Here is a 16283-nt window from a genome sequence, read left to right as displayed (position 1 = left end):
ATTAATTCTAAACTAGAGATGCTAGGTTATGACGTAGCAGGTGAATAGGGAATTACAGGTAGGAGATTACTCCGTAAAGGTGGAGATAACAGAACACACCATATTCATATATCAATTTGATCATCCTGAAATATACCGTCACCTAGTAGTAAGAGATTATTTATTAGAACATTCAGAAGAAGTTAAGTCGTACAGTGGGTTTAAAGAGATGTTGGCTAGTAAATATGATGAAACAAGAGAATACAGTAAAGCTAAAAAAGATTTTGTTTCTAAACTTGAACAAAGAGCGATAGAATATTTTAGTAATGAAATGATATAGATGAAAATATTTATAAAATTAAAATCTAAGAATATAGTAGATAACAATTCATTTATGAACTACCAAGCAAATATTAAAATCACTTCTCGAATAATAATAGAGAAGTGATTTGCTATATATAAAGTTAAATTTATATATATTCTATTATTTTTTCACCTTGTTTGAACTCTACTATATGATTTACATTGTATGATTTTAATAATTGGATAGCATTTTCAAAGCAATAAAACATATCTTCTTGTTTATGTGCATCAGATCCTAAAGTAAAGTCTTTTCCACCCATAGCAATATAGTGCTCAATAACAAATTCATATATAAATAAATTGTCGTATTTATACATACTTTTTGTATTGAGTTCTAGTGCGATATTCTTAGAAATTATATTAGATAATATATTAACAATCTGTTCTTTATAATCATTTAATTTTTCGTGAGAGATATTATGAATTCTAAATCCATAGTCAATATGCGCTAGAATAGTTGCACAATCAACATTTTTAACAGCATCTATTAATAAATTTAGATATTCATAAATAGGGTCATTTGATATCGTAGTAATATCAGGATCCATAAAATCACATTTGTTATTGTGGTGTACACTTAATATGATAGAGTCATAATTATATGATGACAAGTGCTTTAAAATATCTGAAATTCTTGCCTTAACATATCCTACTTCAATGCCAATCAATAGTTCGGTATTATAAATTTCCTTAGCTTCTTTCTGATATCTTTGTAGTTTTTCTAAGTCAGGTATATCATCTTCATCATTTGAAATAGGATTATTTAAATCGAAATGATCCGTAAAAATTATCTGTTTAACATTGTTATTTAAATAATTTGTATATGGCTCTTTGCAGTCAAATGATGCGTCACAATGCATATGTTGATCTATTAATTTCATATTTTCCTCCAAGTTATAAAAATAGATATTTCTAATGTTAACCTCATTATAATAAATATAGAATTTTAGATATATTGTTATGTTAAACTAATAATAAAAGTTAACTGAAAATTCTTTATAATAGAAATGATATCATTTTAAGGTGTTGAGAACATGATAATTAAGTCCAAAGAAGAACTAATAAATATTATTGAGTCTGACAAAGACATGATGGAAATCTTAAAAACTGTTTCATTACTTGATTTACCAGATTGGTGGATTAGTGCTGGTTTTATAAGAAATAAAATATGGGATGTTCTTCATGACTATAATATTAAGACTAAGTATAATGATGTAGATGTTATTTACTATGATGTATCAGACATTCGAGAAAGTACTGAGAAGATGTATGAAAAAGAGTTGAATAAATTAGACTCAGAGATACCTTGGTCATTTAAAAATCAAGCAAGAATGCATTTAAGAAATGGGACTGATCCTTATGATTCATCTGTAGATGCTGTAAATCAATACCCTGAATGTCCAACAGCTATTTGTATAAAGTTAGTTAATAATAAAGTGGTTATTCATTATAATTACAATTTTGAAGAATTATTTAATGGAATCGTCAGACCAACGCCATACTTTGATAATGAAGAAAGAAAATCTATATATTTAGAAAGAATCAAAGAAAAAGATTGGCATTCAATGTGGCCGAAGTTAGAAATTCATAGATAACAATTAAGAGGTGACAAGTGGATAAGAATTTAGCTTTAAAAGTACTATCATTTATGAATGTTAGTGAAATAATTATTACACCACGTGAAATATCAGGTGGTCTCCTTCACAAAATGTACAAAGTAGAAACCGATCAAGGAATATATGCAATAAAGCAATTGAACGAAGAAATCATCTCACGAACTGAAGCGCCTAATAATTATATTCTCTCAGAAAAATTTGCTAGTTTTTCAAAAGAAAATGGTATTGATGCTGTCTGTGCAAAATATAATAATGATTTGCCTTGGACAATTGTTGATAATAAATATTATATGGTATTTGACTGGATTGAAGCCCATTCCCTTGATCAAGATGAAATTGAAGATAACAATTTAATAACTATTTCTAAATTACTATCAAAGTTACACCATTTAAATTATCAAAGCGATTTAGTTCAAAGAGAATACAACTCAATGGACTATCAAGAATTTGATCAAATAATTAATAATGTATCAGTTAATGGGGTTGCATGGGGGATAGAGATAAATATTCTAAAAGAAAATATTAAAGTATGGATTGATTTATATAATCACTCAATGAGTCACCTAAGTAATAAACAAATCATAAGTCATAGAGACCTTGATTCAAAAAATGTATTGTGGAAAGAAGGAATACCGTACATTATCGACTGGGAATCAACAGGATATATTAATCCAGCCATTGAGCTAATAGATGTTGCGACTAACTGGAGTAGGGATGGAAAGGGGAATATAAGTAAGGAAAAATTTAATTTAGTGATAAATAGTTATAGGGAAAATCATGCTATTGATGATGATTTAACTAATGCGATGTATGGTAATTTGGGTGGGATGCTTGGATGGTTGCTTTATAACATGAAAAGAACATGTGATATTGATAATAATGATGATGAAAAAGAATTAGGTTATCTTCAGGTATTTGGAACCTATAGTCAAATACAAAAATATATTGAAGAAATTCCTTACTTGTTAGATAGAATTTAAAGATAAACGTCTTTTAATAAAGTATAAAGAAAATCCATCAATTTCATTAACAATATTTTTTGTTAGAGATATAATTAAGAAAACATTTTGGAAGTAGTATTTGAAAATAATAATCTAAATAATTTAAGGGGACCGAGTAATGAAAATTAGAGAATTTAAATTTGATGATTTAGAACAAGTTAGTGGTTTATTAAACAATTATAGAATTTTTTATGGAAAAGAATCAGATATAGAGTCTTGTACCAAGTTTATTAAGGACAGATATGTTAGTAATGAATCAAAGATATTTGTAGCAGATAATGGAGAAGAATTAGTTGGATTTGTACAAATATATCCAGTATTTTCAACTGTAAGTCTGCAAAGAGCATATATATTAAATGATTTATATGTAAGTTCAAACAGTAGGACAGGTGGAGTTGGGAGACAGCTTATTGAAAAAACTTTTGAATATGCACGAAAAAATAATGCACGTTATGTAACGTTAGAGACAGGTATTGATAATACAAAGGCACAGTCGTTATATAAAAAGATGGATATGAAAGTAGATGATTCCGTGCTACATTTTTCAAGAACGTTTGATATTAACGAAATTTAAAGTGTAAAAGTTATAATGTTGATCAATTAAAAATAATATTATCAAGAAAGTCACATTGGAAATGATACTTCCAATAATTATTAAATGTACTTTGTTAAGTAATATAGGTGACAAAAAATGATTTTAGTACACTTTTAATAAATCAAATTCCTGAAAAAGATTTAATAATCAATGGTCAGTTTTTCTTAAAAGAATATCTAATGCCAGTTACACCAAGTCAATAAACAAACATATATTAAAATTTTATTAATAACTATAATAATGAAGATGAGGCATTTCATTGTATTTATGATTTACTACATTCTAAAAACTAAATAAATTTAAAAATGAACTAATAAATAGTTTTCCACGACTACTTTTATTAAGTAATTATGAAAAGTATATAGCAATGGGTAAAAAATTAGTAGAATTTCATATTAATTTTGAAAATTAGAAGAGCTTGAAAGAATTAAATATTATTTTCCGTAAATATTAATATAATTTCACAGTTGAGAAGATGAAATATCATTCAACACTAATAAAAATGTAATAATATTTAACCAAGATATTGAAATTCATAATATACATTTAAGAGCATACGATTCTAAAGTCAGTGGACGATTAGTAATAGATTGGATTGTAGAACAATATAGCATTAGAGAAAATGATAATATAGATAATCCATTTACATACTCTGAGGACCCTAAATATATATTTAATTTGTTTATTGTCTGTTATTACTATAAGCATTAAGATTTTAGATTTAATTGATGAATTACCTAGTTGTATGAAAGTAATTAATAATAAATTTTTAATAATAAGGGGGAGATTTAATGGGATTTAGCACAGAAAATAGAACCGTTCTTTCATTATTTCAAAGATCTTCTGTATATAAAGTACCTCGATATCAAAGAGCATATGTTTGGACAGAAAAAAACTGGTCCGAATTATTAGCGGATATTAATTTTACTGTAAATATTGATGATATTAATTGGTCTCATTTTTTAGGTACAATTGTATTAAACAATATTGATAAACAATTGGGAGATAGAAAAGATCCAGGAATTATTAATTTCGAAATAATTGACGGCCAACAAAGAATCACAACACTATTTATATTATTCAATGCAATTTCAAGACATTTAATGGAACTAAAGACAGAGGAAGCAACTAAACGTGCGAAATATATTCATTCTACGTATATTTCTGCTATGAAATCAAACAGCGAAAAGATTCCTAAAATTGAAAATGAAGATATAAAAGAAGATATATTAGAAATAATTGATTACTCACGACATCTTGACTCAGAAAAAATCTCTAATAAAAATTCGCTTCTCAAACCATACAAATATTATTTAAATTTTCTTTCTACGAAATCATTTAAAGAAACTGATATATTTTTGAATAAGTTATTAAATATAAATATAGTTGAAATTATTTCAGAACAAGAAGAAGAGATTTATAATATATTTGAGGTATTAAATGCACGAGGACAAAAATTAAAGCAAATGGAATTATTAAAAAATCATATTATGAAATATATACATCCTAGAGAAGAAGCTTATATAGATCATGCTAAAAAGAAATGGAATGATATTATTAAGAGGGCGGAGACACTTAGCGATATTGACAATCTTATGGTACATTTTGCAAAGTGTTATATAAAAAAAGATGCTGAGAATTCTAATTCTGTTTACAAACTTATTAAGGAAGAAATAAAAATAGAATCTTTATCAAATATGTTGAATGATTTTGATGATTTTTCAAAAATATATATTAAAGTTAATGAAAAAGATACTGATGATACTACAATTGAGTATTTTAACATAAAAAGAAATCAGCAAATTAGAGCTTTACTTACAGCTATACTATTAAAGGAACAAGAAGGAATAATTAATCAAGATATAAGGGAGAAAATATTTTTAAATCTGAGAAATTTTTTCTTTATTTTTAATGGAATGCAGAAAACTAGTAACTTTACAGATAAGTTATTAAATCAATATAATTATTTAATATACCACTGTAAAAAAAATGTGGAATTTAAAATGCATATAACTGATTTATTTTTAAAGTTAGAAAGATTCATAAATAAAGAAGATTTTATTAGTATTATGCAAAATCACCCATCATTTAGATACTCTAATAAAGATAAGACTTTAAAGAAAAATTTAAAATTAGTACGTTTTACTCTGGGAGAGTATAGTAAATTATTTCAAAAAGATATTAATATAAATATTAAAGAAATGACTATTGAACATTTATTAAATGACAATGGGGAAAAAGAAACGGTCAATCTGGGTAACTTAACTTTAGTTTTATCTTCTACAAATGAAGATAAGTTAAAAAACAAAATTATTGATGAAAAGTTGAGGATACTACTAGACGAGTCTGATATTAATATAAATAAATCTTTAGGAGATTACTTTTCTGAGGAAAAAGGATTTGATACTATAACACGTTTAAATTCAATAATTGAGGATTTATATGAAAGAGTATTTATTTTTAATCCTTATATACTTAATTTAAATAAAGAAGACGTAAATTTATATCTAACATTAAGCGAAAAATTTAGAGGGGATGAAGAATTATTAGATTTGCTGAAGGAACATGGAAAATATTTTGTTGATAAAGTTTCACGTGATCCTTCATTAAGTGAATTATATGAAAGATATTTAATAATTAATAATAAATAGTAGTAATTTAAAGTGAACATTATAAAAGATTCTATAGAATTCATAAAATACCCCTAGCCAGCAGTTTATTCAAGTTACACTTAAGTGATATTTGATGCATTTCTATGCAATCGAAAAAATCAGAAATCCTTTAATATCAAGATGTACGACGGTCTATACAACTATACGAAACCCTAAAGTTTTTTGAACGTAAAAAAACCAGGTCTTAAAGGTGCTCGTAGTTCACCACAGTTCTCAAAACGTTAATGCTGGAATTGTTGCAAACTTGTTTGCTTACAAGTCCAGTACGCAAACTGGCGTAGATAGTTTGTGTTCCATAAGAACTTTGAAACCACTCTTCAGCATTGCTGGAGAGTGGTTTTTGTTCGTCTATAGATTTGGTACGCAAATTGCGTCAGCAATGTGTGTTCAATTGAAGATTCGTTTACAGCACTTCTCGAAAATATCCGAGAGGTGCTTTTTTACCTAATCCTTTTGTATTAGCTTATTAATTCATTAATTAGAACAAAATATTGAGAATTTTTTTAAAGAGCAATATGTAAGATATGTAACTTATAAAAAATTGATAATTAGTTGATATGTATTTGTTATCTTTTAAATAAAGGAGGAGTATACGATGAATAAAATAGTTATTAAAAATGTAAGTAAATTATATGATAACAAAAAGAAGGCATTGAACGACGTTAATTTAGTTATTGAAAATGGTATGTTTGGTATTCTTGGTCGAAATGGTTCAGGGAAGTCGACGTTGATGAAGATTATCGCAACTATTCTCAAAAAAAGTGAAGGGTCAGTTGTCATTAATGGTATTCCACTAGAAAAGACCGAGAAAATACGAGAGTTGATAGGATACTTGCCGCAAGATTTTGATTTTTATCCTAATATGAAGGTTGAAGAGTGTCTTTACTACTTAGGTATATTATCAGGTATGGATAAAAATACAATAGATAGTAAGATAGAAGAAGTGTTGAAAAAAGTGAATTTATTCGAACATAAATCTAAAAAAGTAAAAGGATTATCAGGAGGGATGAAAAAGAGGTTAGGCATTGCACAAGCAATCATACACGACCCATCAGTAATTATAGTTGATGAACCGACTGCCGGTTTAGACCCTGAGGAAAGAGTTCGATTACGAAATCTATTATCGGGTTTGGCTGAAGATAAGATTGTTATTATATCTACGCATATTGTGAGTGACATTGAATCAATATGTAAAGATATCGCGATATTAGATAAGGGGAAAATTGAATATACCGGTAGTATAAGTGATTTGATTGAAAGTGCTCATAATAAAGTTTATGACATTATTATCCCAAATAATGAACTCATCTCATTTAGAAAGGAAAATGTATTTATTACTAAAATAAATGAATATCAAGGGCATTTGAAAGTTCGTTTTGTATCAGATGAAAAGATACATGGATCTGAGATAGTTGCTCATGATTTTGAAGATGCCTATATGTACTTTTTACAAAAAATAGATAGAGGTGAGCGTGTATGAAACTTCTACCTCTAGAAATGAAAAAGATAGTGACTAGTAAAACATATATTTTTTATGTACTACTCATCTTTATTTTTGGGTTTTTAAACTGCCAACAAATAATCGATTTTAACCTTAATTCTGATATTTACAAAGATGGTGAAATCGTTATGAACACAAATGATAAAAATATTATACGAAAGAATATTATTGATGATTTGGAAACAGAGATTAAAAGTAATGAATTTAAAACATATCAGTTCGGATTTTTGAAAATAAAAAACTTGAATAAAAAAGAATTAAGAGAAGTAAAAGACATATTCCTCAAAATGAAAAGCAGTAAAAACTATAACGATTTTAACAAATATAAAAATGCTATATCAGAATATATAGGCTCAGGATCGAATTATTCTGAAGATAATATACATTTATACTCGAAGAAAGCGATGAATAAGCAAGAACTCCAATCAGAGAAACAATCGATAAAAAACAATGACCTTTATCTAGGTGCATATAGTCGTTATTATTCGGATGTAATGGGGATAGTTTTAGGGATTTTACCATTTTTTCTAGGTGCATATACTTTTTTATCAGATCGTAAGAGTAAAGCTTTTGAAAGCATCTATCCTAAAAAAATATCATCTTTGAAATTAATAAGTGTAAGATTTATCACTGTAATACTGTTGTCATTTTTACCGGTGCTACTATTTTCGATATATTTTGTTATAAATCTTGCGAGTGTTCATTCTATCTCGATTCAATCCCTCTTAATATTTTATAAAATACTTATCATATGGACTTTACCTATCATAACGCTTTCAAGTGCGATGGGTATGATGTTGACTATTTTATTTAGTTCATTTATAGGGTGTATTGTTCAAATTTTTATATGGTTCATCAATTTAAATATAGGTTCAAAAAGTATAGAAGGGATTTATGGTTCATTATATATCCCTAGACATAATACACTATTTAATTCAATTCATTTTTATAATAACTTTAATGATTTTATTATGAATAGATTTATCTATTTTATGGTAAGCATAATCATTTTTATAATGAGTATATACTTATTTAGGATTAAAAGAAGGGGGGTCATTTCAGGTGGTAAAATTATTCGAAATAGACTTAAAGAATAATCTTTTAAACCTTTATATCGTTTGTTTCATCGTTGTTGTATTTAGTATGTTCTTAAATGGTATATCTAATTTAAATCATGATCGTGTTATACAATATTTAGAGTTATTCTTTTGTATTATGGGCATCGTTCTATTTCCAACGCTATTCTCAATCGAAAAAAATCATGATATCACGGAACTCATTAATACAAAAAATATGATTATCAATATATTTTTGTATTTAGAACTGTAAGTACTTTAGTTGTAACTTTATTGTTATCTATCTTTGCTTATATTATGCTTGTGATATTTAATTCTCAAGTTAGATTAACAGATATATTTATCGCATTTACAAGTACAATTTTTATTGGTTCAATTTGTTTATTAATAAGTATTTTAACCAATAATTTTTTAAATGGATACATGTTAGGATTAGTATATTTTCTAATTTGTTTAGGATTTAGAAATTTAGGATTTATGTTTCTATTTCCAGAAACATTCAATTTTCCAACTCAAGTAAAACATATACAATTAATAATGAGTATACTAATCTTGATAGTGATTATTCCAAACATAAAAAATCTTAAAAGAGGTTTTAGATATGACATATAATATTATGATTGTAGATGATGAAGAAAATATAGTTTCTTTCATACAAGAAAGCTTATTTCTAGAAGGTTTTAATACAATAGTTGCATACAATGGAAGAGAAGCGATAGAAAAACTGAATAGTAGTATCAATCTAATAATATTAGATATTAAAATGCCTTATGTAGATGGTTTCACTGTTGCAGAGCAAATCTCATCTACAGATATTCCTATAATTTTTTTAACTGCAAAAGATAATTTAGATACACGTTTGAAATGTTTTTCATTAGGGGCAAAAGATTATATAGCTAAACCTTTTTATATGGAAGAGTTGGTGGTAAGGATTAAAAATATACTTAACCAACAAAGTGATATTAATCACATAAATAATATTAGAAGATATAAAGACTTAGTGATAGATTATGATGCTTTTGAAATATCAGTTAATGACAATCCTATTTATCTTACTAAAATTGAGTTTGAAATTATTAAGCTATTATCATTGAACTCAAATTACTATTTTAGTAAAGAACAAATATATGATTTAGTAAACTTAAATAAGCAAGGAAGTACACAAGTTATTTCGGAACATATCAGAAAAGTAAGAAAGAAGATTAGTAAGTTTAGTGAATATGAATATATTGATACCAAATGGGGTGTTGGTTATAAATGGTTAACGTAGAAAGTATAAAAAAAAAGATTCAAAAGTTGAATATATTAATAATACTGGTCAGTATTTTAACAATTTTTTTGTTACAAATCATATTGAACAGAATAGAATTTTCGAAAATAGGTCATTACCTTTATCCAGACTTTTGGGAAGAAACACACTATTTATTTATGATAACTAGTACTTTAATAAATATTTGCGTACCATTATTTTTTATATACTTCTTAACAAGATATTTTTATAAAAAAGAAATACTAAACAATATAATACACATGAATAATATTATACAAGGATTAAAAGATAAAGATCTTAACAAAAAGATTGAAAAAACGAATATTAAGGAATTCAACGATATTATATCTGAAATAGAAGAAATTCAAGATTTTTTACGAAGTAATATTAAGGAACAATTGACAATTCAAAATAATTTCAAGAGGAAATTAGAAGTTTTTGAGCATGATTTAAAGACGCCTTTGACTGTATTGCAAGGCCATACGGAATTATTAAGAAAAATTAATGAATCTAAATTACCTGATGAAATTATTAGAGAAAAAATTAGTAAAGAAAGTGAAATTATAAGCAATTCTCTTTATCGAGTTAATGATCAAATAAAAATTCATATTAATAATATTAATATGCTACCTGAAAATACTGATTTGATAAATATTAAAGATATAGTAGAAATTTTGAACAAAAATTATAATAATGAATATATTTTAAAATCAAAAGTAATGAATATAAACATGGATGATGAATTTCTTAGTAGTAAATATTTTATAAATAGTCAAATTCTATATCATGTAATAGATAACTTAATAAATAATGCCTTAAAGTACTCAGATAAAATAGTTTATGTAAAGCTTCAATACATTCCTACCAATTCTTTGAAGTTTTCTGTAATCAATGATGGAAAATTATTTAGTTCAGAAGAAATTAATTCCGCAAAAGAATGGGGTGTAAAAAGTAAGGAATCTAATGGCTCTGGAATTGGATTATATTTTGCAAGTGAGGTATTGAAACAGTTTGATAGTGATGTATTTATTAATAATGAAGATGGTAAAGCAGTAGTAAGTTTTGTGATTAATACAGAAGTTATAAAAACATAATTACCGCCGGCCAGCAGTTTATTTAGTTACCCTTTAGTTACCCCTGAGTGATATTTGGTGCAATTATATGCAATCGAAAAAATCAGAAATCCTTTAATATCAAGCCTTACGACAGTCTATACAACTGTACGAAAACCTAAAGTTTTTTGAACGTAAGAAGCCAGGTCTTAAAGGCGCTCGTCGTTCACCACAGTTCTCAAAACGTTAAGCTGCAGCTGTTGCGAATTTATTCGCTTACAGATGGAGTTCGCAAATTGCGTCAGCAATTTGTGTTCAACTGAAAATACGTTTACAGCACGCTTTGGATTATTCCAAAGCGTGCTTTTTTGTGTTTATATTGATAGATTCAGTTACCCCTAAGTGATATTTGATGCAATTCGATGCAATAGAAAAAATTAGAAATCCTTTAATATCAAGGCTTACAACAGTATATACAATTGTACGAAATCCTAAAGTTTTTTGAACGTAAGAAGCCAGGTCTTAAAGCGTCAGTCACTCACCACAGTTCTCAAATTGTTTCAGCAATTTTTTTCAAAAAAATATACGTTTACAGCACTTTCCAACTCATGTTGGGGGGTGCTTATTTGTTTCAAAAATAATAAATTGATATCCTTTGAATCAATTTATTGAAAATCATTGAAATTCAAAATTGTATAAATTCATTAATACTTATTAAAGTGCTTATAACCTCGTGAAAAGATAAAGCATTTCATTGTTTAGTAAGTATTTTCTATTAATTTACCTTCTGTTTACTTTTAAACTTTAAGATTAATTTAAGGAGGGAATAAAATGAATAAATCAGTATTAAAATTAGATGAAGTAAATAAAATAGTCAAAGGTGCACACTTAATTCAAAATATTTCTTTTGATATAAAAGAAGGAGAAATTGTTGGATTTTTAGGTGCTAATGGTGCAGGTAAGACAACGACAATGAGAATGATAGTAGGATTGTCGAAAATAACATCTGGTGAAATCCAAATTTGTAATAGCAGTATTAATACCAATTTTAAAGAAGCAGTTAAAAATATTGGTGCAATAATCGAAAATCCAGATTTTTATAATTATTTGTCAGGATATGAAAATTTAAAACTTTGTGCAAATCAATTTGATAATGTGACTGAGGAAAGAATACAAGATGTCATAAAGTTGGTTAGATTAGATAATAAAATACATCAAAAGGTAGCACATTATTCTTTAGGAATGAAACAACGTTTAGGTATAGGACAAGCGATACTACATCAACCAAAATTATTAATACTTGATGAACCTCTCAACGGATTAGATCCAGATGGTATAAGTGAATTTAGATTATTGATGAATTATTTAGCCAAAAAAGAAAATACTGCAATTTTAATATCAAGTCATTTATTGACTGAAATGAGTTTGGTAGCAGATAGAGTTGTTATTTTAGATAATGGAAAAATAATTGGAAGAGAAGAGATTTTAAATGATCAGTTTGACTTAGAGAAGAAATATAGAGAAATTGTAGGAGGATATCATGAAAGTTTTAATTAAAAATGAACTATATAAAATGAAGTCACGTAAATTGTTATGGATTATCTTGATTTTTCTAATTGTTTTTGCAATTGCAAGTATCATTGCACAATATCAACCAAATTATTCGGACAATTGGAAATCTGAGTTGAATCAAGAAAATAAGAATTATGAAACGCAATTAACTATTGATAATATTCATCCTATACTTAAAAAAGATATAGAAAATAAAAAGAAAATAAATGAATATCGAATAAAAAATAACATCCCACCCGTCAAAGAAAATGTATTTGAGGATATGTTAAAAACGTCAGGTCTAATTGAATTTGTTATTATCGGGATGATAATCTTATCTTCAGATATTGTTTCGAGCGAGTTCTCGAATAAAACAATTAAATTTTTATTAATTCGTCCATACCATCGTTGGCAATTTATTATAAGTAAATTTATAAGTTTAATTATAATCTCGACTATTTTGTTAATAATAATTGGTGTAGTTACATTAATAACTTCTATGATTGCTAATCAATTTAATTTTGAATCAACTAATTTATTTATTAATCAAAATAATGAAATTTATAACGGTAATTTGTTAAAATTAACATTGCAATTTTATGGATCAAGTTTGGTATCAATTATATTTTATGTTTCATTAGGTTTAATGATTTCAACATTATTAAGAAGTAGTATGTTGGCAGTTGGATTATCACTATTGATCATGATTACCTCAAATAGCTTAGTAGCTCTTTCTGAAAAAATTGACATTTTAAAGTATACTCCTGTTCCAAACATTGATATGAGTTCATTTATATATCATTTAAATTTAAATGATGATATTAATATAGTTTTTGCTATATTGACACTATTCATATATGTAATTGTATTTATTATCATTAGTATTATATACTTTGAGAAAAAGGATGTTACTAGGTAGGTGTAAGGATTGAAAGATTATAAAATATTGATAGTAGATGATGAGATAGGTCTTACTTTCATGCTAGAAAAAGTATTTCAAAAAGAGGGTTTTAATAAAATTATTTGTAAACATGACGGAAAAACTACTTTAGAATATATTCAAAATAACAAAGTAGATTTAATATTACTAGATATTATGTTACCAGATATGGATGGTTTTGAACTTTGTAATAAGATAAGAATGCAATCATTCGTTCCTATCATTTTCCTTACTGCAAAATCAAGTGATTTAGATAAAATAACGGGTTTAACTGTTGGCGGTGATGACTATATAACTAAACCATTTAATCCATTAGAAATAGTTGCACGTGTTAAAGCAAAATTTCGTAGAGAAGAAAGTTATAACCAACATTATAATTTGAAGCATTATAATTATGGATATCTTATAATCGATGAAGAAGCTGGAGAAGTATTTGTAAATAAGAAAAGTATTAGTTTACCAGCAAAAGAATATGAGTTACTATTATTCTTTATTAAAAATCCTAATCAAATATTTACAACATCTGAAATTTATTACAAAGTATGGGGGATGGATAATTTTGGTGTTGAAAAAACAGTTTCTGTGCATATAAATAGATTAAGAAAAAAATTGGATTAAATACAAATAAATCTTCACCAATTGTCAATTTGAGAGGCATTGGATATAAATTTGTTCCACCAAAGGAAGATGATTATGCTGAAGAGAAATAAAGTAGCTTTCAAGTTTATTGTTCATTTTATTACACAACAAATTTTGTTACTAACTGCTTTATTTATTCCAGCTATACCTTTTTTAATTTTTAATGGTGAGGTGCCAAATAATCAGAATTTAGCAGTAGCAGCATTCTTCATGTATGTTCTTTATTGTATATTTTATGGATATTATATTGCAGTTCCTATCATTAATATCATAAACAATTTAAATAAATTATCTGAAGGTAATTATATTGCAAGCAATAAGAAAAGTAATTTATTCTTATCAAAATATTTATATAAAGAAGTTTATGAAGATCTAGAGAATTTGGCGACAACTTTGCAACAGAATGAACTGAATAAAATAAAATTTGAAGAAGAGAGGTATAACTGGGCATCTGGCATTGCTCATGATATTAAGACTCCTCTAACTTATATTACAGGATACTCAACTATGCTTTTAGAAGAAAAATATAATTGGAATCAAGATGAAAAAAAAGAATTCCTACAACAGATTAAACTTAAGTCTGAACATATTGAAGATTTGATTGGTGATTTAACTATAATATTTCAAATAGAGCAAAATAAGTTAATGATAGTAAAAAAAGAAGAAATAAATTTAATAGATTTTTTAAAAGTAATTATTAAAGAAATTGCAATATTGAACCCAGAATATATCTATGAATTTAATTATTTAGAGAATGAAATAATATGTTGTATAGATAAGAAACTATTTCAACGTGCAATAACAAATTTAATAATTAATGCAGTGACTCATAATCAAAAAGGGACAAAAATTATTATTGATGCCTCTATACATGCAAATTATATCGAATTAAGCATAATAGATAATGGGAATGGGATGAATCAACAAGCAGTGAATCGTATATTTGAACAATATTATAGAGGTACTGATACATCTATCCCATCTGGAGGGACAGGATTAGGCTTATCTATCGTTAAAAGTATTGTAACTATGCATGAAGGTACTGTAGAAGTAGAATCAAAATTAGGATATGGAACAAAGTTTAAAGTAAGCATACCTTACGAGAATAAGTATTCCAAACCTAAGGGATAGAAATAATATAGTAACAACTAGCCAATAGTTTATTTAGTTACCCCAAAGTGATATTTGATGCAATTCTATGCAATCGAAAAAATCATAAATCCTTTAATATCAAGACTTATGACAGTATATATAACCATACGAAATCCTAAAGTTTTTTGAACGTAAGAAGCCAGGTCTTAAAGCGTCAGTCACTCACCACAGTTCTCAAAACGTTAATATTGCCAAAGCTGTTGCGAACTTGTTCGCTTACAGATTTGGTACGCAAATTGCGTCAGCAATTTGTGTTCAATAAGAACTTTAAACACTCTTCAGTATTCGTTGGAGGGTGTTTTCTTTTATTTCAATATAGATTTAGTGTTACGCTTGAATAAGCAATAATAAAATCTATACTTGAGGTGATTAATATGTACAAACTTGCACGTATTTATGATGAAGATATTCCTAAAGGAAAACGTGTGTTAGTTGATCGTGTTTGGCCGAGAGGGATAAGTAAAGAAGATGCTAAATTAGATGAATGGTTGAAAGATATTGCACCGAGTACGGATCTTAGAAAGTGGTTTGATCATGATCCAGACAAGTTCGATGATTTTAAGAAAAAGTATAAAGAAGAACTTAAAGATAATGATGCTGTTAAAAAGCTCAAAGATATGAAAGGGACAATTGTACTACTATATGGTGCTAAAGATGAAAAATATAATCATGCGGTTGTGCTGAAAGAATTTATGAAAAAGTAATATTGATAACAATAAAAAATTAATATAGGGAGTATGATATGAAAGAAGTGAAAATTAAAAAAAGTATATTAAAAATGGTGCTGAACCCTTAATTTGAGACATAACAAAAAAGCATCTCAATTAGGCTGCTTGTTTTCGATATTCTATCGGAGATAAGTAGCCTAATTTTTGT

General features: G+C 26.7%; 17 protein-coding genes and 1 pseudogene. 17 read left to right on the top strand and 1 reads right to left on the bottom strand.

Annotation, left to right across the window (positions count from 1 at the left end; all coding sequences use genetic code 11):
• Positions 1 to 79 precede the first annotated feature (79 nt).
• A complete protein-coding gene (locus BHU61_RS10640; RefSeq protein ID WP_338066944.1) occupies positions 80 to 319 on the top strand; it encodes a GrpB family protein in 240 nt (79 codons plus the stop codon).
• A gap of 130 nt (positions 320 to 449) precedes the next feature.
• Here BHU61_RS10640 and BHU61_RS10635 read toward each other — a convergent pair whose 3' ends face one another.
• Positions 450 to 1223, bottom strand: coding sequence for a PHP domain-containing protein (locus BHU61_RS10635; RefSeq protein WP_111716772.1), 774 nt, complete (start codon positions 1221 to 1223; stop codon positions 450 to 452).
• Positions 1224 to 1376: 153 nt separating this feature from the next.
• Here BHU61_RS10635 and BHU61_RS10630 point away from each other — a divergent pair, with 153 nt between their 5' ends.
• The 16 genes and pseudogenes from BHU61_RS10630 to BHU61_RS10560 all read left to right on the top strand — a co-directional run bounded on the left by BHU61_RS10630 (position 1377) and on the right by BHU61_RS10560 (position 16111).
• Positions 1377 to 1937, top strand: a complete 561-nt coding sequence (locus BHU61_RS10630; RefSeq protein WP_242444250.1) for a nucleotidyltransferase family protein — start codon at positions 1377 to 1379, stop codon at positions 1935 to 1937.
• 17 nt (positions 1938 to 1954) lie between these two features.
• Positions 1955 to 2938: a phosphotransferase gene (locus BHU61_RS10625; protein WP_111716770.1), complete on the top strand. Its 984-nt coding sequence runs from the start codon at positions 1955 to 1957 to the stop codon at positions 2936 to 2938.
• A gap of 139 nt (positions 2939 to 3077) precedes the next feature.
• A complete protein-coding gene (locus BHU61_RS10620) occupies positions 3078 to 3533 on the top strand; it encodes a GNAT family N-acetyltransferase (protein WP_111716768.1) in 456 nt (151 codons plus the stop codon).
• Between the two features lie 501 nt (positions 3534 to 4034).
• A complete protein-coding gene (locus tag BHU61_RS13765; RefSeq protein ID WP_170122544.1) occupies positions 4035 to 4265 on the top strand; it encodes a type ISP restriction/modification enzyme in 231 nt (76 codons plus the stop codon).
• 80 nt (positions 4266 to 4345) lie between these two features.
• The gene (locus BHU61_RS10615; protein WP_111716766.1) at positions 4346 to 6205 is read left to right on the top strand and encodes a DUF262 domain-containing protein; all 1860 of its coding nucleotides are present in this window, start codon (positions 4346 to 4348) and stop codon (positions 6203 to 6205) included.
• Between the two features lie 616 nt (positions 6206 to 6821).
• Positions 6822 to 7706 (top strand): ABC transporter ATP-binding protein, encoded by an 885-nt coding sequence (locus BHU61_RS10610; RefSeq protein WP_111716764.1) that lies wholly within the window; start codon positions 6822 to 6824, stop codon positions 7704 to 7706.
• Positions 7703 to 8824: an ABC-2 family transporter permease gene (locus tag BHU61_RS10605; protein ID WP_111716762.1), complete on the top strand. Its 1122-nt coding sequence runs from the start codon at positions 7703 to 7705 to the stop codon at positions 8822 to 8824. Before BHU61_RS10610 ends, BHU61_RS10605 begins: the two co-directional genes overlap by 4 nt.
• A complete protein-coding gene (locus tag BHU61_RS13620) occupies positions 8790 to 9056 on the top strand; it encodes a hypothetical protein (RefSeq protein WP_242444249.1) in 267 nt (88 codons plus the stop codon). The genes BHU61_RS10605 and BHU61_RS13620 overlap by 35 nt, the downstream gene beginning before the upstream one ends.
• A 348-nt stretch (positions 9057 to 9404) precedes the next feature.
• Positions 9405 to 10073, top strand: coding sequence for a response regulator transcription factor (locus BHU61_RS10595; protein ID WP_111716760.1), 669 nt, complete (start codon positions 9405 to 9407; stop codon positions 10071 to 10073).
• Complete coding sequence (locus BHU61_RS10590; RefSeq protein WP_111716758.1) at positions 10061 to 11167, top strand: sensor histidine kinase; 1107 nt, start codon at positions 10061 to 10063, stop codon at positions 11165 to 11167. Before BHU61_RS10595 ends, BHU61_RS10590 begins: the two co-directional genes overlap by 13 nt.
• A gap of 112 nt (positions 11168 to 11279) precedes the next feature.
• A pseudogene (gene rpsI, locus BHU61_RS10585) lies at positions 11280 to 11375 on the top strand (30S ribosomal protein S9); the annotation flags it as partial.
• A gap of 581 nt (positions 11376 to 11956) precedes the next feature.
• Complete coding sequence (locus BHU61_RS10580; protein ID WP_111716756.1) at positions 11957 to 12682, top strand: ABC transporter ATP-binding protein; 726 nt, start codon at positions 11957 to 11959, stop codon at positions 12680 to 12682.
• Positions 12666 to 13595 (top strand): ABC transporter permease, encoded by a 930-nt coding sequence (locus BHU61_RS10575; protein ID WP_111716754.1) that lies wholly within the window; start codon positions 12666 to 12668, stop codon positions 13593 to 13595. Before BHU61_RS10580 ends, BHU61_RS10575 begins: the two co-directional genes overlap by 17 nt.
• A gap of 60 nt (positions 13596 to 13655) precedes the next feature.
• Positions 13656 to 14234, top strand: coding sequence for a response regulator transcription factor (locus BHU61_RS10570; RefSeq protein WP_379883877.1), 579 nt, complete (start codon positions 13656 to 13658; stop codon positions 14232 to 14234).
• Between the two features lie 75 nt (positions 14235 to 14309).
• Positions 14310 to 15386: a sensor histidine kinase gene (locus BHU61_RS10565; protein ID WP_170122539.1), complete on the top strand. Its 1077-nt coding sequence runs from the start codon at positions 14310 to 14312 to the stop codon at positions 15384 to 15386.
• 395 nt (positions 15387 to 15781) lie between these two features.
• On the top strand, positions 15782 to 16111 hold the full coding sequence (locus BHU61_RS10560) for a DUF488 domain-containing protein (protein ID WP_111716751.1): 330 nt from the start codon (positions 15782 to 15784) through the stop codon (positions 16109 to 16111).
• Positions 16112 to 16283 lie beyond the last annotated feature (172 nt).

Source organism: Macrococcus epidermidis (genome assembly GCF_003259695.1).
GTDB classification, from domain to species: domain Bacteria; phylum Bacillota; class Bacilli; order Staphylococcales; family Staphylococcaceae; genus Macrococcoides; species Macrococcoides epidermidis.
The sequence above is the reverse complement of the archived record's forward strand: the minus strand, read 5'-3'. Positions and strand labels throughout refer to the sequence as shown.